Source organism: Variovorax sp. Soil_C_19 (assembly GCF_057657255.1).
The window spans coordinates 57159-76639 of the sequence record NZ_JBDGIV010000007.1 but is presented as its reverse complement, the minus strand read 5'-3'; the positions used below and the strand labels follow the sequence as shown (position 1 = coordinate 76639).

General features: G+C 66.6%; 17 protein-coding genes. 7 read left to right on the top strand and 10 right to left on the bottom strand.

Annotation, left to right across the window (positions count from 1 at the left end):
• Positions 1-85: 85 nt before the first annotated feature.
• The 4 genes from AC3A6R_RS15935 (at position 86) to AC3A6R_RS15920 (ending at position 4152) form a co-directional block, all read left to right on the top strand.
• Entirely contained in the window at positions 86-1012 is a 927-nt protein-coding gene (locus AC3A6R_RS15935) for a LysR family transcriptional regulator (RefSeq protein WP_487864859.1), read from the top strand.
• A 109-nt stretch (positions 1013-1121) separates the two neighbouring features.
• A complete protein-coding gene (locus tag AC3A6R_RS15930; RefSeq protein ID WP_487864858.1) occupies positions 1122-2291 on the top strand; it encodes a CaiB/BaiF CoA transferase family protein in 1170 nt (389 codons plus the stop codon).
• A 119-nt stretch (positions 2292-2410) separates the two neighbouring features.
• Positions 2411-3349: a Bug family tripartite tricarboxylate transporter substrate binding protein gene (locus tag AC3A6R_RS15925; protein WP_487864964.1), complete on the top strand. Its 939-nt coding sequence runs from the start codon at positions 2411-2413 to the stop codon at positions 3347-3349.
• A 17-nt stretch (positions 3350-3366) separates the two neighbouring features.
• A complete protein-coding gene (locus AC3A6R_RS15920) occupies positions 3367-4152 on the top strand; it encodes an enoyl-CoA hydratase (RefSeq protein ID WP_487864963.1) in 786 nt (261 codons plus the stop codon).
• A gap of 33 nt (positions 4153-4185) precedes the next feature.
• Here AC3A6R_RS15920 and AC3A6R_RS15915 read toward each other — a convergent pair whose 3' ends face one another.
• Both AC3A6R_RS15915 and AC3A6R_RS15910 read right to left on the bottom strand, forming a co-directional pair.
• Complete coding sequence (locus tag AC3A6R_RS15915) at positions 4186-5163, bottom strand: tripartite tricarboxylate transporter substrate-binding protein (RefSeq protein ID WP_487864857.1); 978 nt, start codon at positions 5161-5163, stop codon at positions 4186-4188.
• A gap of 35 nt (positions 5164-5198) precedes the next feature.
• Complete coding sequence (locus tag AC3A6R_RS15910; protein ID WP_487864856.1) at positions 5199-6365, bottom strand: mandelate racemase/muconate lactonizing enzyme family protein; 1167 nt, start codon at positions 6363-6365, stop codon at positions 5199-5201.
• Between the two features lie 106 nt (positions 6366-6471).
• On the opposite strand from AC3A6R_RS15910, the gene AC3A6R_RS15905 reads away from it, so the two are divergent.
• On the top strand, positions 6472-7371 hold the full coding sequence (locus AC3A6R_RS15905) for a LysR family transcriptional regulator (protein WP_487864855.1): 900 nt from the start codon (positions 6472-6474) through the stop codon (positions 7369-7371).
• Between the two features lie 9 nt (positions 7372-7380).
• Here the strand turns inward: AC3A6R_RS15905 and AC3A6R_RS15900 are convergent, their stop codons facing one another.
• Both AC3A6R_RS15900 and AC3A6R_RS15895 read right to left on the bottom strand, forming a co-directional pair.
• Entirely contained in the window at positions 7381-8706 is a 1326-nt protein-coding gene (locus AC3A6R_RS15900; RefSeq protein WP_487860318.1) for an MFS transporter, read from the bottom strand.
• A 112-nt stretch (positions 8707-8818) separates the two neighbouring features.
• Positions 8819-10102, bottom strand: coding sequence for a M20/M25/M40 family metallo-hydrolase (locus AC3A6R_RS15895; RefSeq protein WP_487864854.1), 1284 nt, complete (start codon positions 10100-10102; stop codon positions 8819-8821).
• 134 nt (positions 10103-10236) lie between these two features.
• Here AC3A6R_RS15895 and AC3A6R_RS15890 point away from each other — a divergent pair, with 134 nt between their 5' ends.
• Positions 10237-11163 carry a LysR family transcriptional regulator gene (locus AC3A6R_RS15890; protein WP_487860320.1) on the top strand — a complete coding sequence of 309 codons (927 nt, stop codon included), beginning with the start codon at positions 10237-10239 and terminating at the stop codon, positions 11161-11163.
• On the opposite strand, the gene AC3A6R_RS15885 is transcribed toward AC3A6R_RS15890, so the two are convergent.
• The 4 genes from AC3A6R_RS15885 to AC3A6R_RS15870 are packed head-to-tail and all read right to left on the bottom strand — an operon-like array spanning position 11160 to position 15698.
• Entirely contained in the window at positions 11160-12377 is a 1218-nt protein-coding gene (locus AC3A6R_RS15885; RefSeq protein WP_487864853.1) for a CaiB/BaiF CoA transferase family protein, read from the bottom strand. The genes AC3A6R_RS15890 and AC3A6R_RS15885 overlap by 4 nt on opposite strands.
• On the bottom strand, positions 12377-13348 hold the full coding sequence (locus tag AC3A6R_RS15880) for a Bug family tripartite tricarboxylate transporter substrate binding protein (protein WP_487860322.1): 972 nt from the start codon (positions 13346-13348) through the stop codon (positions 12377-12379). Before AC3A6R_RS15880 ends, AC3A6R_RS15885 begins: the two co-directional genes overlap by 1 nt.
• Positions 13345-14532 (bottom strand): acyl-CoA dehydrogenase family protein, encoded by a 1188-nt coding sequence (locus AC3A6R_RS15875; protein ID WP_487864852.1) that lies wholly within the window; start codon positions 14530-14532, stop codon positions 13345-13347. The genes AC3A6R_RS15880 and AC3A6R_RS15875 overlap by 4 nt, the downstream gene beginning before the upstream one ends.
• Positions 14529-15698 (bottom strand): acyl-CoA dehydrogenase family protein, encoded by a 1170-nt coding sequence (locus tag AC3A6R_RS15870; protein WP_487864851.1) that lies wholly within the window; start codon positions 15696-15698, stop codon positions 14529-14531. The genes AC3A6R_RS15875 and AC3A6R_RS15870 overlap by 4 nt, the downstream gene beginning before the upstream one ends.
• 98 nt (positions 15699-15796) lie before the next feature.
• On the opposite strand from AC3A6R_RS15870, the gene AC3A6R_RS15865 reads away from it, so the two are divergent.
• Positions 15797-16615, top strand: coding sequence for an IclR family transcriptional regulator (locus AC3A6R_RS15865; RefSeq protein WP_487860325.1), 819 nt, complete (start codon positions 15797-15799; stop codon positions 16613-16615).
• Between the two features lie 13 nt (positions 16616-16628).
• Here the strand turns inward: AC3A6R_RS15865 and AC3A6R_RS15860 are convergent, their stop codons facing one another.
• Both AC3A6R_RS15860 and AC3A6R_RS15855 read right to left on the bottom strand, forming a co-directional pair.
• A complete protein-coding gene (locus AC3A6R_RS15860) occupies positions 16629-18425 on the bottom strand; it encodes an acyclic terpene utilization AtuA family protein (protein ID WP_487864850.1) in 1797 nt (598 codons plus the stop codon).
• A 12-nt stretch (positions 18426-18437) separates the two neighbouring features.
• A complete protein-coding gene (locus tag AC3A6R_RS15855) occupies positions 18438-19427 on the bottom strand; it encodes a Bug family tripartite tricarboxylate transporter substrate binding protein (RefSeq protein WP_487864849.1) in 990 nt (329 codons plus the stop codon).
• Positions 19428-19481: the final 54 nt, after the last annotated feature.

The window sequence follows — 19481 nt, the reverse complement described above, 5'->3', positions numbered from 1 at the left end:
CTGCGGCTGCGCGTCAGTTCGGCGCGCGCACATCCGGCACGCCGGCAAGTCAGTAATCCGGAAACTCCTCGAGCAAGACCATTCCATGCGATACGAACTCACGGATCTTCGGCTCTTCCTGGAGATCGCCCAGGCGAAAAGCCTGACCGCGGCAGCTGCAGCCTTGTTCATCACCAGCTCGGCAGCCAGCTACCGGCTCAAGAACCTGGAGCAGGCCCTTGGTACACCCCTGTTCGAACGCAACTCGCGCGGCATGGAATTGACCCGAGCCGGCGAGGCGGTCCTTGCGCATGTTCGAGACATCTTCGAAGACGTCGAAAGAATGCAAGGCGACGTGCGCCTGTTCATCTCTGGCATCAAGGGCCACGTCCGCATCATCGCCAACAGCAGCTCACTGAACAGCTTCGTCACTCAAACCCTGGGGCGCTTCCTGGTCGCTCACCCTGGCATTGATGCAGATGTCGAGGAGCGTCAGAGCGAAATCATTCCGGCCGCGGTGCTCGCCCGAGAGGCGGACATCGGGATCTTTGCCGGCAAGACCGATGTCCAGGGCTTGGCCATTCACCCCTACGCCATCGATCAGCTGGTCATCGTTGCGCCGCCGGAGCATGAGATATCGACGCGTTCGTCCGTGCGCCTGTGTGATGCCTTGGACTTTGAGTTTGTTTGCATGCATCGTGACAGCAGCAACTACCTGTTTCTTCGCGACGCGGCCGCCAGGCAAGGCAGAACAGTCACGGCGCGGTTGCATGCACAGGGGTTCGAAGCAGTGCTCTCGCTGGTAGCTGCGGGCGTCGGGGTTGCGCTGGTTCCTAGCAGCGTTCTTGAGAATCGTCAGGAGCCTCGCCGGGTCGCACGGCTTGCCCTTGACGAGCCTTGGGCACGCCGAGAACTCAATCTGGCCGTCCGAGCCGATGCGCGCTTCCCGGACTTCATCAAGGCGTGCGTGGACTTTCTGCTGGACGATCCCCGGGTGGCAGCGACGCGACAGGCGAGCGACGGCGAGCAGTGACGGGGATCGCCTTGGCCGCGTCCAACTTTCACGAACGCTCACTTTGATACTGTTCAATTGACCCTCCGATACGCTGCGCCAAAAATCGGGCCCAGCTATCGGAGATTGAATGCTTGCAAATGCGCTTAGCGGCGTCCGTGTCGTCGACCTGTCGAGAATCCTGGCGGGTCCGTGGTGCACCCAGAACCTCGCGGACCTCGGTGCCGACGTCTTGAAGATCGAGCGCCCGCAGGTGGGCGACGACACTCGCAGCTGGGGCCCGCCCTTCGTGGTCGGCGAAACCGGAGAGCAAGTCTCCGCCTATTTCCTGTCGTGCAATCGCGGCAAGCGCTCAGTCACCCTCGACTTCGCCCGCTCTACCGAGCGTGAATGGCTGATTCAGCAGATCCGTGAGGCCGATGTCCTGGTCGAGAACTACAAGGTAGGGGACCTCGCGCGCTACGGCCTGGACTTCGAAAGCATGGTCAAGGTGAATCCGCGGCTGATCTACCTGTCCGTGACTGGCTTCGGACAAGCCGGCCCGTTTGCTCACAAGCCAGGTTACGACTACATCTTCCAGGGCATGGGCGGACTCATGGGCTACACCGGCATACCCGACGGCGAGCAAGGCGCAGGACCGCTTCGCGCGGGAGTCGCAGTCGTTGACCTCATGACGGGAATGTATGCGACAAGCGCCGTGCTGGCGGCACTGATCGAGCGCGGACGGACCGGCACGGGGCAGCACCTGGACATTGCGCTCCTCGACGTATCGGTGGCCATGAACGCGAATCAGGGTGCCAATTACCTGGTCTCCGGACAAAGCCCGACGCGCAGCGGCAACGCTCACCCGAACCTGGCGCCCTACGAGGTCTTCGAATGCGCGGACGGCTACATCATCCTGGCCATCGGCAACGACAAGCAGTTCGCGTCCTTCTGTGCGCTCATGGAGACTCAATGGCATCTGGATCCCCGGTTTGCCAGCAACGCAGGGCGCCTGACCAACATGCGTGAGCTTCGTCCACTCCTTCGGGACGCCATGAAGCGCTGGTGCGCAAGCCCTTTGGGGGAGGCACTGGATTCGCGCGGCATCTCCTGGGGAAACATCCACACCATGGAGCAGGTTTTCCAGCATCCGCAGGTCGTTCACCGTCAGATGCTGCAGACCGTCGAGCATCCGACGTTCGGGACGCTCAAGCTCGTGCGCAACCCCATGGTCTTGCCCGACGAACAGAACACGGTTCATCCACCGCCTGCGCTGGGCCGATCAGCCGTGGAGAACGCCAGGCCAGAACTCGCCTAGGCCCAAGCAATCACCCGCGCGCCTGCGGCTCGATGTGGCTTGGCGCGCGATGACGGTCAACTTCAAGAATGGAGACAGCAGTGAAACTCTCGACAACCATATTGTCCCTGGCGCTGTGCATGAGCGCCCTCCCCATGGCGCAGGCGGCAGACGCCTCATCGTATCCAGATCGTCCAGTTCGCCTGATCGTTCCCTATGCGGTGGGTGGTGCGACCGATGTGATCGGCCGCGTCATGGCGCGCTACCTTGGCGAAGCGCTCGGTCAGTCGGTCGTGGTTGAAAACAAGCCCGGGGCCGGCGGCAGCACCGGATCGAGCTTCGCGGCCACCCAGCCCGCAGACGGCTACACGCTGGTCATGATGGTGGAAAGCTCCCACGCCGTGAACCCGAACGTGTATGCCACCCGGGCTTACGACCCCGTCAGGGACTTCACACCCATCACCAACATCGCCAACGTTCCCGGTGTGATGGTGGTGAACCCGTCATCGAACTACAAGAGCGTCCAGGATGTCATCGACGCGGCGACGAAAGCGCCGACCAAGCTGAACTACGGATCGTCGGGCAACGGCGGCTACAGCCACCTGAGTGGCGCGCTTTTTGGAAGCACGACCAAGACCCAGATCACCCACGTGCCGTACAAAGGCCTGGGCCCGGCCTTGAACGATCTGATGTCCGGCCAGATCGACGTGGTCTTCGACAACATGCCCTCCTCTGGCGGGCTGATCGCCGGGGGCAAGTTGCGCGCGCTGGCTGTCTCGAGCCCGGAGCGTCTGCCCCAGTTGCCCAACGTTCCAACCTTCGCCGAGGTTGGCCTGAAGGCTATGAACAACATGTCCTGGTATGGAATCGGCGCGCCCAAGGGCCTGAATCCGGCCGTCCTTGCCAAGCTGAGCTCGGCAGCCAGGAAAGCGCTGGAGAACCCGGGAATGAAAAAGACGATTCAAGATCAAGGCGCCATCATTGACTACACGACGCCGCAGCAGTTCAAGGAGACGGTGGAGCGCTCGAACAAGGCATGGGCCAAGCTCGTCCAGGACATCGCCTTCGAGAAGATGTGATGGCAGCGACTGAACAAATGAACTCAACGGCTGCCCCTGCGGAGGTCTCGTTCCCGATGCCCGCCACCGCGGTGGTCACCATCACCGCCGGCGGCGTCCTCAACGTGCTGAGCACGCCAGTGATTCAGGGCCTCATCCAGACGCTGGAGCGCCTGGCAAGCAATGAAGACATCAACTGCGTGGTTCTGCGCGGCAGTGGCTCGCGGGCATTTATTGCAGGCGCGGACATCAAGGAGATGGCAGGCCTCGATGCCAATAGTGGCCGAACGTTCATCAGCGGTCTGCGCGACCTTTGCAATGTCATCCGCCACTTTCCGGTGCCAGTCATCGTGCGCCTGGAGGGGCATACCCTGGGGGGTGGCCTGGAGGTGGCGATGGCGGGCGACCTGAGGATCGCAGCTGACAACGCCGTGGTCGGGATGCCGGAGGTCAAGGTCGGCATCCCATCGGTCATTCATGCGGCCATGATGCCTTCGCAGATCGGCACGACCCGGGCATCCTGGATGCTGCTGACCGGCGAGAACATTGGTGCCATCCAGGCGCGCGACTGGGGCCTCATCAGCGAGTGCGTGCCGCAGGACCAGCTCGATGCGCGGATCGAGGCAGTCGTGCGTGCGTTCTCGCAGATCGGGCGCTCAGTGCTGCGCCAGCAAAAGCGCCTGCTTCGCCGCTGGGAGGCCATGACGCTCGACGCTGCCATCGAAAACAGTGTGGCGGAGTTCGGCGAGGCCTTTACCACGGGCGAGCCGCAGCATCACATGAATGCCTTCCTGAGCAAGAAGGCCAAGGGCAAGTCCGCCTGACTTGCCACCTTTCTCGAGATGCCGAATGCCGCATCAGTCGGCGTACTCCCCCGCCTCCTTGATCACCTTCGACCACCGCACCTTCTCGGCCTCGAGGTATTTCCTGTGCCCCGCAGGGTCGAGCCGTTCGTCGTTGACGATGCTGAGCCCGAGCGCCTCCTCGCGCTTGATCAGCTCGGGGTCCTTCAAGGCGGCACGCAGCGCGGCGTTGAGCTTGGCGAGCACCGCGGGCGGCGTGCCGCGCGGCGCGTACAAGCCGTGCCACACCTGAACGTCGAAGTCCTTCAGACCGGCTTCGGACAAGGTCGGCGTGTCCTTCAGCGCCGCGAGCGGCAGCCGCGCCAGGCTGGTGACGCCGTAGACCTTGACCTTCTTGCCTTCGATTTGCGGCACGGCGTTGGTCGCCTGTTCGCACATCACATCGACCTGGCCGCCGATGAGGTCGGTCATCGCCGGTGCGGTGCCCTTGTAGGGCACGGGCGTCATGCTCGTCTTCAACGCGCTCTGGAGCATCAGGCCGCACAGGTGCGATGCGGAACCGACCCCCGCGTTGGCGAGGTTGACCTTGCCGCCACTCGACGCGATCCATTGGCGCAACTCGGCAAAGCTGCCGGCGGCCAGGCTCGGCCTGCCGATCAGTACCGAGGGCGCTTCGTTGATGAGGCCCAGGGTTTCGAAATCTTCCGGCACCTTGTAGCTGAGCTTGCGGTACAAGGCCGGCGCGGTGGCCATGCCGATGTGGTGCACCAGCAGCGTGTAGCCGTCCGGCGTGGCACGGGCAGCCTTGGCCGAGCCGATCGTGCCGCCCGCGCCGGGCGCGTTGTCGACCACCACGGTCTGGCCGAGCGGCTTGCGCAGCGCCTCGGCCAGGTCGCGTGCGATCTTGTCGCTCGGGCCACCGGCGGCGAAAGGCACGATCAGCGTGACCGGCTTGTCGGGAAATTCCGCGCAGGCCAGCGAAGCAAAGCCGAGTGCGGCGAGGGCGGCGCCGCAGCGCCAGAAATGGGTCATGGTCTTGTCTCCTTGGGTTTTTCTTGGATGGGGGGTCAGGCCGACAGCGCCTGCATCTCGCGGTACAGGTCGGCCTTGCCTTCGAAGCCGATGCCGGGCAGGTCGGGCAGCGTCACGAAACTGTTCTCGACCTTCACGCCGTCCGGGAATCCGCCGAAGGGCTGGAACAGGTCGGGGTACGACTCGTTGCCGCCCAGGCCGAGCCCGGCGGCGATGTTCAGCGACATCTGGTGCCCGCCGTGGGGGATGCAGCGGCTGGCCGACCAACCGTGCTCCTTGAGCATGTCGAGCGTGCGCAGGTACTCCACCAGCCCGTAGCTCAGTGCGCAGTCGAACTGCAGCCAGTCGCGGTCGGGGCGCATGCCGCCGTAGCGGATCAGGTTGCGCGCATCCTGCATCGAGAAGAGGTCTTCGCCCGTGGCCATCGGGTTCTTGTAGAAGTTGCGCAGCGCCGCCTGGAGTTCGAAGTCCAGCGGGTCGCCCGGCTCCTCGTACCAGAACAGGTCATACTGCGACAGCGCCTTGGCATAGGCGATGGCGGTCTCAAGGTCGAAGCGGCCGTTCGCGTCGACGCAGAGCTTCTGGCCGTCCTGCAGCACTTCCATGATCGAGTCGATGCGGCGCAGGTCTTCGTCGAGCGAGGCGCCGCCGATCTTCTTCTTGACCACCGTGTAGCCGCGGTCGATGTAGCTGCGCATCTCGTCCTGGAGCTTTCGGTGGTCCTGCCCCGGGTAGTAGTAGCCGCCGGCGGCGTAAACGAAGATCTTGCGGTTCGGCTTGCCGTCGCCGTAGCGGTCGGCCAGCAACTGGAAGAGGGGCTTGCCTTCGATCTTGGCCACGGCGTCCCACACCGCCATGTCGATCGTGCCGATCGCGACCGAGCGTTCACCATGGCCGCCGGGCTTCTCGTTGGTGAACATGGTGTTCCAGATCTTGTGCGGATCGAGGTTGTCGCCGGTGCCGTCGACGAGCGAAGCCGGGTCCGCTTCGAGGATGCGCGGAATGAACCGCTCGCGCATCAGCTTGCCCTGGCCGTAGCGTCCGTTCGAATTGAAGCCGTAGCCGACCACGGGCTTGCCGTCTCGGATGACGTCGGTGATCACCGCAACCAGGCTCAGCGTCATCTTGCTAAAGTCGATGTAGGCGTTGCGGATGGGTGAGCTGATGGGAACGGTTTTCTCGCGGATCTCGACGATCTTCATGCTTGGGCTCCAGGGGGTCTTTGGTTGAGAGCCTGTATGCTCCGCCGCCCGGGCTTGCAGCGCCAATGCTCTTTTTCGCTGCTTCCATGCACCGGACGAACCGCACATGAACCTGATCTGGCTCGAAGACTTCGTGGCGCTCGCCGCCACGGGCAATTTCTCGCGCGCCGCGGAAGACCGCCACAGCTCGCAACCTGCGTTCAGCCGGCGCATTCGTGCCCTCGAAGAGTGGATCGGCGCCGAGCTCTTCGACCGGCGTTCGCAACCGGCCAGGCTGACCGAGGTCGGCGAATGGTTCACCGGCGTGGCACAGGAAATGATCGCCCGGGTCGCGCGGGTGCCCGGTGACGCGAAGAAGATCGCCGAGGCCAGCTCGGTCACCCTGCGCATCGCGTCGACGCATGCGCTCTCCTTCACTTTCCTGCCGCGGTGGTTGCGAAGCCTCGAATCGAGCACCGCGCTCGGGCCGGTGCAACTGATGTCCGACGTGCTCTTGCGTTGCGAAGCGCTGATGCTGCAAAGCAAGGTTCAGTTCGTGTTGAGCCATGCGCACGGCAAGGCGCAGGGGGCGCTGGATGCGGAGCCGTACCGGTCGACCCGGGTCGGTGAAGATCTGCTGATTCCGGTGTCGGCGCCGGACGAGGCAGGCCGCGCGCGCCATCGTCTCGCGGGCCAGGGCGGCCCCGCAGTGCCCGTGCTCCAGTACACCGAGGAATCAGGGCTGGGGCGGATCCTGCGCGCGGTCATCGGCCGCAGGCTGGAGTCGGTTCCTGCGCAGACCGTCGTCACGGCGCACCTGGCCTCGGTCCTCAGAACGATGGTGCTCGACGGCCGGGGGATCGCCTGGTTGCCGAAGACCCTGGTCGAGGACGATATCGACCAGGGCCGGCTCGTTGCCGCGGCGAGCAGCGAATGGGAAGTGCCGCTGGAGATCAGGCTCTATTGCGACAGCGAGCTTCTGGGGAAGGCCGCCAACGCATTCTGGAACGCCGCGATCGGCGTGTAAGCCATGGTGTCAAGGCCGCGCTTCGCCTTGCAGCGCTTCGCGTGCTCCGGCTATCGACGAAGCCCGCACGCGGAAGTAGCTGATGCACAGCAGAGCCATGCCTACTGTGACCATCACGTAGTATGCGGGAATCATCTTGCTGCCCGTCTGCTGCGCCAGCCAGGTGCAGATCAGCAACGAAAGGCCGCCGATGACCGTGAAGTTGATGTTGTGAATGAGGGCCAGGCCCGTCGTGCGCACGTTGCTCGGGAACAGTTCCGAAAGGAAGGAAGGCATGGCGCCTTGAAAGACCATGACGCAAGCCGTCAAGGCCGTAACGCAGAGCGTGTAGTTCATCACCGTGGGGTTGTCGATCATGAAGTGGAACGCGGGCAAGCTGAGGACTCCGGTCAGCAGCGTTCCGATGGTGATCATCCGCAAGCGGCCGACGCGATCGGACAGCGCCCCCATCACAGGCGGCAAGAAGATCTGGGCGACCGAATAACCGATTGCACCCCACATCGAATCGGCGGGGGACAGACCCAATTCACGCTGAGCGTAGAGCGGCATGAACACGCCGAGGAGGTAGTTGGTAGAGGCTGCCAGCGAATAGATGCCGATGGCCGCGGCGATGCGGGCTTTTGCCGAGGTCAGCGTGGTTTTCACCGGGCTGCTCACCTGGCTGGTATTCAGGAAGGTTGGCGTCTCATCGAGGTTTCTGCGAAGCCAATAGCCGAAAGGGACGATGAGCAGACCCAGAATGAATGGCATGCGCCAGCCCCAGTCGAGGATCGCCGTCTTGTCGAGGTGCGACGTCAGGCCCAGGCTGACGACGCTGGCCATGCCGGTCGCCAACCCGATACCGACCACCTGGAAGCTCGCGAAGTATCCACGACGGTTGCGGGGCGCGTGCTCCGTCACGAAGGACACCGAGGTACCGAATTCGCCGCCGGCGGAGAAGCCTTGCAGCAGCTTGCCGGCCACCAGGATCAGCGTACCTGCGATGCCCGCGGTGGCGTAGCTCGGCGCGAATGCGATCATCGCCGTTCCCAAGCCCATGGCCCAGATGGTCAGCATCATGCCTGCCTTGCGGCCTTTCCGGTCCGCGTAGCTGCCGATCAGCAGGGCGCCGAGCGGCCTGACGAAATAGCTGACGCCGAAGGTCGCAAGCGCGACGAGCAGAGAGGTGGCCGGATCGGCCGCGGGGAAGAACACCGCGGCGATATAGACCGCCAGGAATCCGTAGATGAAGAGGTCATAGAACTCGAGCATGTTCCCGACCAGCGCGGATGCGATCACCTTCCGGAAGTATGCTTTCTTCTCGGGCGTAAGTTCATCACTGACAGTTGCGGGCATGGTTGTCTCCGTTTATCAAGGTCATTTGCATTGAAATTGCGAATCGAGACCGGCAACATTCCACAGGTGCAGTGAGGCTCAGCGTCGTGGAAGCGCGCCATTCATGGGGAGGTCACGCCGTGAGGCCCAAAAGCTCTTCCGCAGCGGCGCGGTGTACGCGATACACCTTCAGCACATCCTGCACCGTCACATACTCGTCAGGCCCTCCCATTCCGTGTGCGTACGGGCCATATGTCACCGCGGGCATGCCCGCCAGCCGGAAGAGGCGCGCATCGGTAAGACCGATGCGCATGTTCGCGACGGCGTCCGGAAAAGCCAGCGTGCGCGCATGACGCAGGAATGCCCGGACCAGCGGATGGTTCGGGTCTGTGAACGCGGGCTCGGTCGCGCTGCCGGGCAGGATGTCCCACTGCACTTTCGGATGCGCTTCCAGGATGTCGCGGATCAGGTCCTCCATGGCCGAGATCGTGAGAGGCGCCGGGAAGCGAAGGTCAAGGAAAGCTTCGGCGTCGCCGGGCACCAGATTCGGCACGACGCCAGCGTGGAAGGCGCCGGCATTGACGGTGATGCCGCTCAGGTTTTCAAACTCGCCCCGGCCCCCGACTTGCTCGGAAACGGACCGGGCCTCCAGCATGGCGCTACGCATGCGGGGATCGATCACGACTTCGTGGGCACGCAGGCACTGGATGGCCTGCACCGCGGCCATCAGGCTGTCGAGCGCGTTGTCGCCCAGGTGCGTGTGCGCACCGTGCGCCGCCTTGCCGCGGGTCTTCACACGCAGCCACATCACGCCCTTCTCGCCGTAGCGCACGACGCGCGGATGTCCGGCATCCGCGTTGACCACGTAGTCGCCGCGGCAATGCTCGACGTTGTCGATCAGCCAGGCCGTACCAAAAGCACCACCCGTTTCTTCGTCGGCGACCAGGGTCAGCACGGCCTCGCCCCGCAGTTGCGCCTGCCGCTCAGCCAGACCGCGCAAGACGGTGATCAAAACGGCGTCGCCAGCGCACATGTCGCCCGCGCCCCGGCCATAGAGGCGATCGCCATCCCGATAACCGGTCAGGGGCGGAACCGTCCAGGCTTCGCGCGCACCGACAGGGTAGGTGTCCAAGTGGCCATTCATGATGAGGCGCGGTCCCGGCAGGGCGCCTCGAACGCGCGCGACGACGTTGACGCAGCCAGGCTTCGGCTCGTAGAGCGCCACCTCGATGGCAGGATGGGCCAGCGCATCGCGAGCCAGCGCCGCGACGGCCTTGGTGTCGCCGCCCGGGTTTTCGCTGGGTGTGGAGATCAGGCGCTGGGCAAGTTCAATGATCGATTCGATCGTCGCGGCTTCCGACGGGTCGGTCGCGCTGCTTGAGGCGTTGGGAAGTTCTTCGATCAGTCTGAGCGTCATCACAGCGTCTCCGTGTCGTTGCATGAGGCGGATGCTATGGACCGCTGTTCGATAACTCCAATACATTTTGGGAAGCAATTCCAAACTGCTGGTTATGATCTAACGCGTTCCTCGCGGACCACTCAAGGATGCATATGGCTCGCTCAGCTCCCTTTCGCCTGCACCACATCCAGCTCCTGCAGGTCGTCCTGCAGTCGACGACGATGACGGAGGCCGCCAACCGGCTGCATATTTCGCAGCCTGCGGTGAGCAAGCAGCTCAAGCAGCTCCAGGAGGACGTCGGGTTTGCTCTGTTCGAGCGACAAGGCCACCGCCTGCAGGCAACGTTCGAGGCGCGGGCACTCCTCGACCAGGTGAATCGCGTGGGGGCTTCTCTCCAGGTGCTCAATCAACTGGCGACAGACATGCGAACGGCCCATCAAGGCCACCTGCAGATCGGTTGCATCGGGGCCGCCGCCGATCTCTTGTTGCCACGCGCGCTGAGCCAGACGTTCGGTCCGCAGTCGCGGCTGCTGTGCACCGTCGAAACCGGCAACACGGCCCAGGTGCTCGAGTGGGTGGACACACAGCAAGTAGATCTAGGCATCGCCATGAAGGTGCGCGATGTGGGGCATCGCTCCTTTGAGCCACTCGGTCCTCTGCGGCTTGCGTGCCTCATGCCGGCGGGCCATCCTCTGGCCAAACGCCGCCGCATTCGCCTGAAGGATCTGGCAACCGAATCGGTGATCGCCCTGAAGCTGCCCAGCCTGGTCGATTCTCAGGAGGCGGCGCAGTTCGACATCGCCCAGGACATCACCGTGCACATGCAGGTCGACTCATCGCGCATCGCAGGGCGCATGGTGGAGGCGGGCTTGGGTATTGCGGTGTTGGAAGACCTGAGCGCGGCCCACTATGGACGTGGAGAGTTGGTCTGCCGCCCACTCGAACACCCATTCCGCACTGAACTCGGCATGTACCGGCCCGCCTATCGCCCGCGAAACACCGCGGTGGAAGATCTGGTTCGCGCACTCGGCGACAGCATCAGGACACGCAACGCACCGAAACGCCCCGGCGCACCCTAAACCACCCCACACGCACGCAAGCGCCCAAGCTCCTCACTGCCGACGCCCAGCGCGCCATACACCGCTTCGTTGTCCTGCCCCGTCCACGGCCCAACCGCCGGCGGCGCAGCGGCCGCGCGGCCCACGAAGCGCGGCACGGCCGCGGGCGCCGGGATCGCGCCCAGTTCCGGGTCCTGCAGTTCGACAAACGCCTCGCGTGCGCGGAAATGCGGGTCGTCCATGACGTCCGCGATCGAATAGACCTTGCTGAAGGGCACATCGTGGCGCTCGAGCTGTGCCGAGAGCGCCTCGAGCGAATGGCCCGCGGTCCACGCGCCGACGATATCGTCGATCTCGACGTGGTGCCGCGTGCGCTGCACGTTGGTGGCAAAGCGCGGATCGGCCGCGAGCCCAGGCTGTTCCATCGCGGCGCACAGCCGCACGAAGATCGGATCGGAGGAGCCGACCAGCGTGATCCAGGCGCCGTCTGCCGTGCGGTAGACGTTCGACGGCGCGGTGTAGCTGGCGCGCGAGCCGGTGCGTTCGCGCGCGCTGCCCGAGAAGCGGTATTCGGCCGCGAGCGGGTCCAGCAGGCGCAGCAGCGCCTCGGTGGCCGAGAGGTCGATCTCGACGCCACGCTGCGCCTCGCGCGGCAGCCCATTGCGCTCGGCCAGCGCGGTGCTGATCGCGAAGGCGCCGAACAGGCCGGCGATCGCATCGCCGAGCGGATAGTTCATGTGCTGCGGCGGCCCGCCGGCTTCGCCACTCAGGTGCGTGAAGCCGCTCATGGCCTCGAAGATGCGCGCGAAGCCGGGCTTGCGCGCATTGGGCCCGGTCTGGCCGAAGCCCGTGAGGCGCAGCACGATGAGGCGCGGGTTGTGCGCATGCAGCGTCGCGAGGTCGAGGCCCCACGCATCGAGCGTGCCGGTGCGGAAGTTCTCCACCAGCACGTCGAAGCCCTCGACCAGGCGCAGGAACAGCGCGCGCCCCTCGGGCTTGCGCACGTCGAGCGAGATGCCGCGCTTGCCGCGGTTGGCCGTCTTCCAGAACAGCGCGTGGCCCTCGTGCACCGGCGCGAGCCCGCGCAGCGCGTCGTTGCCTTGCGGCAATTCGAGCTTGACGACTTCGGCGCCCATGTCGCCGCACAGCGTGGCCGAGAAGGGCGCGGCGAGCACCGTGGCCATGTCGAGGATGCGCACGCCCGCGAGCGGCAGGCCTTGTCGGGGCGCGTTCATCAGTTGCTGCTCAGGTCGATGGTCTTGAGCACCGGGTCCCAGGTGCGGCTGTCGGTCTTGATGCGCTCGCTCCAGGCCCCGAGGCTCGGGTCCAGCGTGGTGGCGCCGAGCTTGGCCAGCTTCTCCTTCATCGCCGGCGTGGCGAGCACCTTCGCGAGCGCCTGGTTCAGCGTGTCGACCACGTTCTTCGGCGTGCCCTTGGGTGCCGCCAGGCCCATCCAGAGGCCTGCGTCCATGCCCGGAAGGCCGAGCTCGGCGAAGGTGGGAACGTCGGGCACGGCCGTCGAGCGGGCTTTTCCGGTCTGCGCAAGGATGCGGATCTGCCCGCCCTGCATGTAGGGCAGCGTGCCGCCCAGGTTGTTGCACATCACCGGAATGTGGCCGGCCATCACGTCGTTGACCGCCGGTGCATTGCCCTTGTAGGGCACGTGCTGCATCTTGATCTTGGCTTGGTGGTTCACCATTTCGCAGACCAGGTGCGACGGCGTCGCGACACCGGCCGAGCCGAACGACAGCGCGTTGGATTTGGACTTGCCCGCCGCAACCAGTTCGGGCAGCGTTTTGTAGGGCGTCTTGGCATTCACCGCGATCACGTTGGGCAGGTCGGCCACCAGGCCCACGCCCGTGAAGTCGTCGGCCAGGTTCGCCTTGAGGTTCTTGTGCACGTACGGCAGGAACACGTTCGTGAGCCCGGCCATCAGCAGCGTGTAGCCGTCGGGCGATGCCTTGGCCACGAACTCCGAACCGATCAGGCTGCCGGCGCCCGGCTTGTTCTCGACCACGATCTGCTGGCCGAGCGCGGCACCGAGGTCCACCGCCAGCACGCGCGCCACCAGGTCGGTGCTGCCCGCGGCGGCGAAGGGCACGATGAGCTTGATCGGCTGGTCGGGGTAGGCGGCGTGGGCCGCGGAGGCCGCGAAGGCGGCGGCCGCAAGCGCGGTAGCGAGGCGAAGAGAAGTGCTGGCAGTCATTGGATGTCCCCTGGTGTGTTGGAAAGATGAAGAAAACGGCGCCCGAGCGTGGCCCGGTGCACCTCGGAGGCGCCGTCGTAGATGCGGAATGGGCGCAGTTCGCGCAGGATCAGCGCCACGGGCGCGTCCTCGCACATGCCCAGCGCGCCCATCAACTGCGCCGCGCGGTCGGCCACGCGGTACAGCGCCTCCGAGACGAAGACCTTCGCCATTGCTGATTCGGTCTTCACGGAAACGCCCGCATCCATGCGCGCCGCGCAGTCGAGCGTCAGCAGCCGGCTCGCATGCAGGTCGATGTGGCAGTCGGCCACCATCGCCTGCACCTGCTGCAGGTCGGCGAGCCGGTCGCCGAAGGCGCTGCGCGCGTTCACATAAACCTCGGCGAGTTCGAGCGCGCGGCGCGCACGCCCGATCAGCCGCATGCAGTGCGACACGCGCGCAGGCTCCAGGCGCTGCTGCGCATGCGCCAGCCCCTGGCCGACCTCGCCCAGCACTGCGTCGTGCGGCACCAGGCAGTCGACAAACTCGATCTCGCCATGCCCGCCGATCGCATAGGGGTCGATCGCAGCGATGGCGCGCTGCAGCCGGAAGCCCGGGTTCGCGCATTCGACGATGAACTGCGTCGGGCCGTCGTCGGTCTGCGCGAGCACCACCGCGAAGCGCGCGCCGACCGCGCCAGTGATGAACCACTTGTGGCCGTCGATCACCCAGCCCTCTGCCGTGCGCCGTGCCCGCGTGCGCAGCATCGAAGGATCGGAGCCCGCGCCGGGCGCCGGCTCGGTCATCGCGAAGCACGAACGCAGTTCGCCTGCCGCGAGCGGAGCGAGCCACGCCTCCTGCTGCGCCGCCGTGCCCAGGTTTAGCAGGCTGATCATGTTCGGCTGGTCCGGCGCCGCGCAGTTGAGCGCACCGGGGCCCAGGTAGCTGCGGCCGGCTTCTTCGAGCACCACGCTGCGCGCGACCCAGCTCAGGCCGAGGCCGCCGTGCTCGGGCGGCAGCTGTGGCAGGTAGAGGCCATGCGAGCGCGCCAGCGGCCGCAGCACGGCAAGCGCGGCATCGAGCGCCGCGGGGTCGTGCACGTGGCCGCGCTGCTCGAGCGGGATCACCTGCGTGTCGACGAAGGCGCGCACGCGCAGCCGCAGCGCCGCCAGCGCCTCGTCGCGCTCGACGTCGAGCAGGTTCATTGCGCGGCCGCCTTCTTCTCGTGCTCGCGCAGCGTGAGCTTGGCGATGTTGAGCTGATGGATCTGGCTCGTGCCTTCGTACAGGCGGAACAGCCGCACGTCGCGGTAGTAGCGCTCGATGGGGCTGAAGTCGGCCACGTAGCCTGCGCCGCCGAACATCTGCACGCAGCGGTCGGCCACCCGGCCGCACATCTCGGAGGCGAAGTACTTGCACATCGAGGCCGACAGCGCCACGTCCTCGCCGCGATCGCGCGCCCGCGCGGCCTCGAGGATCATTGCGCGCGCAGCAAAAATCTCGGTGCGGCAGTCGGCGATCATGGCCTGCACCAGCTGAAAGTTCGCCACCGGCTGGCCGAACTGCGAACGCCGCGCGGTGTGAGAGACGGCCAGGTCGAGCATGCGGATCGCCGGCCCCGTGCACAGCGCCGCCAGGTGCAGCCGCTGCTTGTTCAGCACCTTCATCACCGTGCGGAAGCCCACGCCCTCCTGCTCGCCGATCACATGGCTCGCCGGGACGCGGCAGTTCTCGAAATGCACGTCGGACACCGGCGAACCCGCCTGGCCCATCTTGCGGTAGGGCTCGCCGGTGCGCAGGCCCGGTCCGCGCTCCACCAGAAAGGCGGTCAGCCCGGCATGGCCCTGGGTGCCTTCCTCTGTGCGCGCGATCACGGTGAACAGGTCGGCCAGCGGCGCATTGGTGATGAAGCGCTTGGTGCCGTCGAGCACGTAGTGGTCGCCCTCGCGTCGCGCGGTGGTGTGGATGTTGGTGGCTTCGGAGCCGGCCTCGGGCTCGGTCAGCGCGAGGCATCCGGTGAGTTCGCCGCTGGCCATGCGCGGCAGCCACTTCGCCTTCTGCTGCGGCGTGCCATCGGCCACCAGCGCTTCGGAGCCGATGCCGGTGTTGGTGCCCACGCGGGCGCGCAGCGCGACCGAGGCCTGCGACAGCTCCATCGCGCACAGCGCCAGTTCCTCGGTGGTCAGGCCGAGGCCGCCGTGTTCTTCGGGAATGCTCCAGCCGAAGTAGCCCTTGCGGCGCAGCAGGTCGACCGTGGCCGGCGGAATCTCGCCGCGCTGCTCCACCTCGTCTTCGAGCGGATGCCAGGTGGTGCGCACGAAAGTGCGGATGTCGTCGAGGAGGGTGTCGAGTCGGGTGGTGTCGCGGATCATGCGGCGGACTGTAGGCCGCAGGTTTGCATCGGCGAACACGCGTTTCGAATATTGGAACGACGATGCGCAAACGTGCCCCGACGTGGAGAATGCGCAGCATGCGTGCCGCCCGACCCCTCCACCAGCTGAAGAACCAGCAGGACCTGCGCCGCGTGCGCGCCGACGATCCCGACTTTTCGGGCACGCTGGCCAAGGGACTCATGATCCTGCAGAGCTTTGTCAGGGACCCGCGCGCGCATGCCAACAGCGAGTTCGCCGAGCGGCTCGGCATTCCGCGGCCCACCGTCAGCCGCCTCTGCCGCAGTCTGCAGGCGCTGGGCTTCCTCGACCACGACGAGCGCCTCGACCGCTACTTCATCGGGCCCGCCGCGGTGACGCTGGGCTATCCCTACGTCATCAACACGCCACTGCTGGCGCAGTTGCGCCCCGCGATGCAGTCGATGGCCGAGCGCTTCGAGGGCGCCGTCTCAGTGGGCGTCACGATGGACCTCGACGTGGTGTACGTGGAAACGTGTGCGCAGGAGCACGGCACGCTCAAGCGCCCCGGCGTGGGTGCGGTGCGCGGCATCGTCGAGACCGCCATGGGCCGGGCCTGGCTGGCGCAGTTGTCGCCGGCCGAGCGCAACCGGTTCCTTGCGCGCGCCAAGCGCGAGCGTGCCGACGAATACGTGCGCTGCACCGAGGGCCTGGCGGCCAGCCTCGCCAACTACGAGAAGCGCGGCTTCTCGATCAACATGGGCGATGCAGGGCTCGGCGTGCTCGCGGTCGGCGTTGCCTCGGGCATCCGTTACGGCCCGCGAAGGCTGCTGTTCAACTGCGCCGTCCCGGGCTACCGCGCGAAGGCCGCCGACCTGCTGAAGACCATCGGGCCGGCGCTGGTGCAGCTGGTCAACATGGCGGGCCGGCAGGGCGCCTGACCTGCAACGCCCGTCAGTCCACGGCGATCGTCATGCCGAGCAGCATCTGCGCCATGCCCTTGCCCATCGGGTCGGGCCGCAGCGAACTCGGACCACCGCCGTCCAGTGCCTCCGTCAACAGGAAATTGAAGGCATGCAGGCCCGGCACCTCGTAGCGCGTGACGCTGCCCTTGACGAGGTGGACGAGGTGCGCGCGCACCCGCTCGGGCGTGAGCTCGCGGCGCAGCATCGCCACGTCTTCGGGACGGCGCGCGATCACGGCGATGTTCGAGGTGTCGCCCTTGTCCCCCGAGCGTCCGTGGGCCAGTGAGATCAGCGCCGCGCTGCGCACGGCCGGCCGCGGCGCGGGCGCCGCATCGCCGGGTTCCGCACGCGGGGCATGGCCGGGTGCCGGCACGGCCTGGCCATCGCAGGGAATCTCGATCGTCTCCTCGACTCCCGCGATCACCACGCGCGGCGCGGGCAACCTGTGCTTCGCCACCAGGCAGGAGAAGAGCCGAAAGCGCGGCTCGACGGCTGCGCGGCCGTTGAGGGTCAGGGCGCTGCCGCTGGTGGTGCCCGGCGCGAAGGACACGCCCGGCGCGCGCGCCTCGCGTGAAAAGATGTCCAGCGCCTCGGCACGCGCATGGGTCACGGCCACACGCGCGACCGCCTCGCGCGGCGCGCCCGCGGCGGCGTGCGGACCGTAGCTGTCTTCCGCGCCGAGCACGGACACATGCGTCTTGTCGAAATCGCCCAGAGCCTTCTCCTGCAGCAGCGTGCGCACGCGCGCCAGCAGCGCCTCGCCGGTGCGGCGCGCCTTGGGCACCGCATCGATGCCGAACACCGACACCTGCGCCGTGCAGCGCCAGCCCTGCTGCCAGGTGGCCGACAGCTTGTAGGTCGGCGGCGGTGCCATGCCGCGCGCGCCCGTCACGTGCACCCGGTCGCGGCCTGCGGCCACGGCCGTGACCTGCGTGAAATCGCACACCACGTCGGGCAGCACGTAGCGCGACGGATCGCCCACTTCGTAGAGGATCTGCTCGCTCACCGCGGCCGGGGTCACGCACCCGCCCGTGCCCGGCGGCTTGGCGACGACGAAGCTGCCGTCGGCACTGCATTCGACGTAGGGATAGCCGATGTTCTCCCAGTCCGGCACGTCGGCCCAGTCGGTGAAGATGCCGCCAGTGGCCTGCGCGCCGCACTCGAGGAGGTGGCCGGCCAGCGAGCCCGCCGCCAGTCGGTCGTAGGCATCGGCGGCCCAGCCGAATTCATGCATCAGCACGCCGAGCGTGGTGGCGCTGTCGACGATGCGCCCGGTCACCACGATGTCGGCGCCGAGGCCGAGCGCGCGCGCGATCGGCAGTGCGCCCAGGTAGACGTTGGCGCTGTCGATGCCCGCGGGCATCGGGGTGCCTGCATAGAAGTCGAGGGTGCCTTCTTCGGCCAGCGCCGGCAGCAGCGGCAGGCTGTCGTCGCCTTCGATGAAGGCGACGCGCGGCGTGCAACCCAGTTCGCTGGCAAGGGCCTCGATCGCTGCCGCGCAGCCGCGCGGATTGAGCCCGCCGGCATTCGCCACCAGCCGGATGCCGCGCCGCATGCACTGCGGCAGGATCTCGCGCAGCGTGACCTCGATGAAGTCGGTGGCGTAGCCGAGCGCGGCATCGCGCTTGCGCGCCTGCGCGAAGCTCGACAGCGTCATCTCCGCAAGATAGTCGAACACGAGGTACTGCATGCCCTCGACGCTGGCGAGCTGGCGCGGCCCGATGATGCTGTCGCCGATGAAGGCACAGGCGCCGCCGATCTTCACGGTGCGGGGTGGGGTGGTCATTGTTGGCGGTTCCTAGTCGAGCGTGATGGCGAGCTGCCGGATCACCTCGCCGTTGACCTTGGCCTCCGTGGCGATGAAGCGTGCGAGCTCTGCCGGCGTGCCGCCCACGGGCTCGGTGCTGATGGCCGCCAGCCGCGCGCGCAGGTCGTCGCCCTTCATCACGGCAGCGATCTCGGCGGCCAGCCGTTCGACGATGGCCGGCGGCGTGCGCGCCGGCGCGAGCACGCCGGCCCAGGCATAGGTCGCGAGCTCGGGATGGCCGAGCTCCTTGAGGCTCGGCACCTCGGGCAGCAGCGGCGAGCGCTCATGCCCCGTCACCGCGAGCGCCGCAAGCCGGCCCTGGCGGATGTGCGGGCCCATGGCCGAGATTGCGTCGAACATGAAGCCGACGCGCCCGCTCACGAGGTCGGTGGTCGCGTCGCTCGTGCCCTTGTAGGGCACATGCATGGCGCCCTTCATCGCGGTGGCGCGCGCGAAGCGTTCGCCCAGCAGGTGCGCGGCCGAGCCGACACCGCTGCTGGCGAAGCTCAGCGGTGCGCCCGCGTCGCGGCCGGCGCGCACCAGGTCGTCGAGCGTGCGGATGCCGGGGCGCGCGGTCACCAGCACCAGCGAGGTCCGCGTCAACTGCGAGACCGGCGCGAGGTCGGCGGGCCGGTACGGCAGGTTGCGGTAGAGCGACTGGTTGTTGGCATAGGCACCGATCGCCACCAGCAGCGTGTAGCCATCGGGAGCGGCCTTGGCCACGAGGTCGGTGCCCAGGATGCTGTTGGCGCCGGGCTTGTTGTCGATCACGATCGGCTGGCCCAGCCGCGCCGACAGCGCCTTCATCACGTCGCGCGCAATGATGTCGGTGTTGCCGCCGGCGGGGTAGGGCACCACCACGCGGATCGGGCGGTTCGGGTAGGCGTCCTGCGCGCTGGCCGTGGCGGCGCCGAGCAAGCCCGCGATGGCGAGGCTGGCCACGCGCAGCGCGGTCCGCGCCCGGTGAGCGAATGTCGGCATGTCTCTTGTCTCCGTTTGTTGTCGTCGTGCTGTCCGCATCGATTATGGAAATCG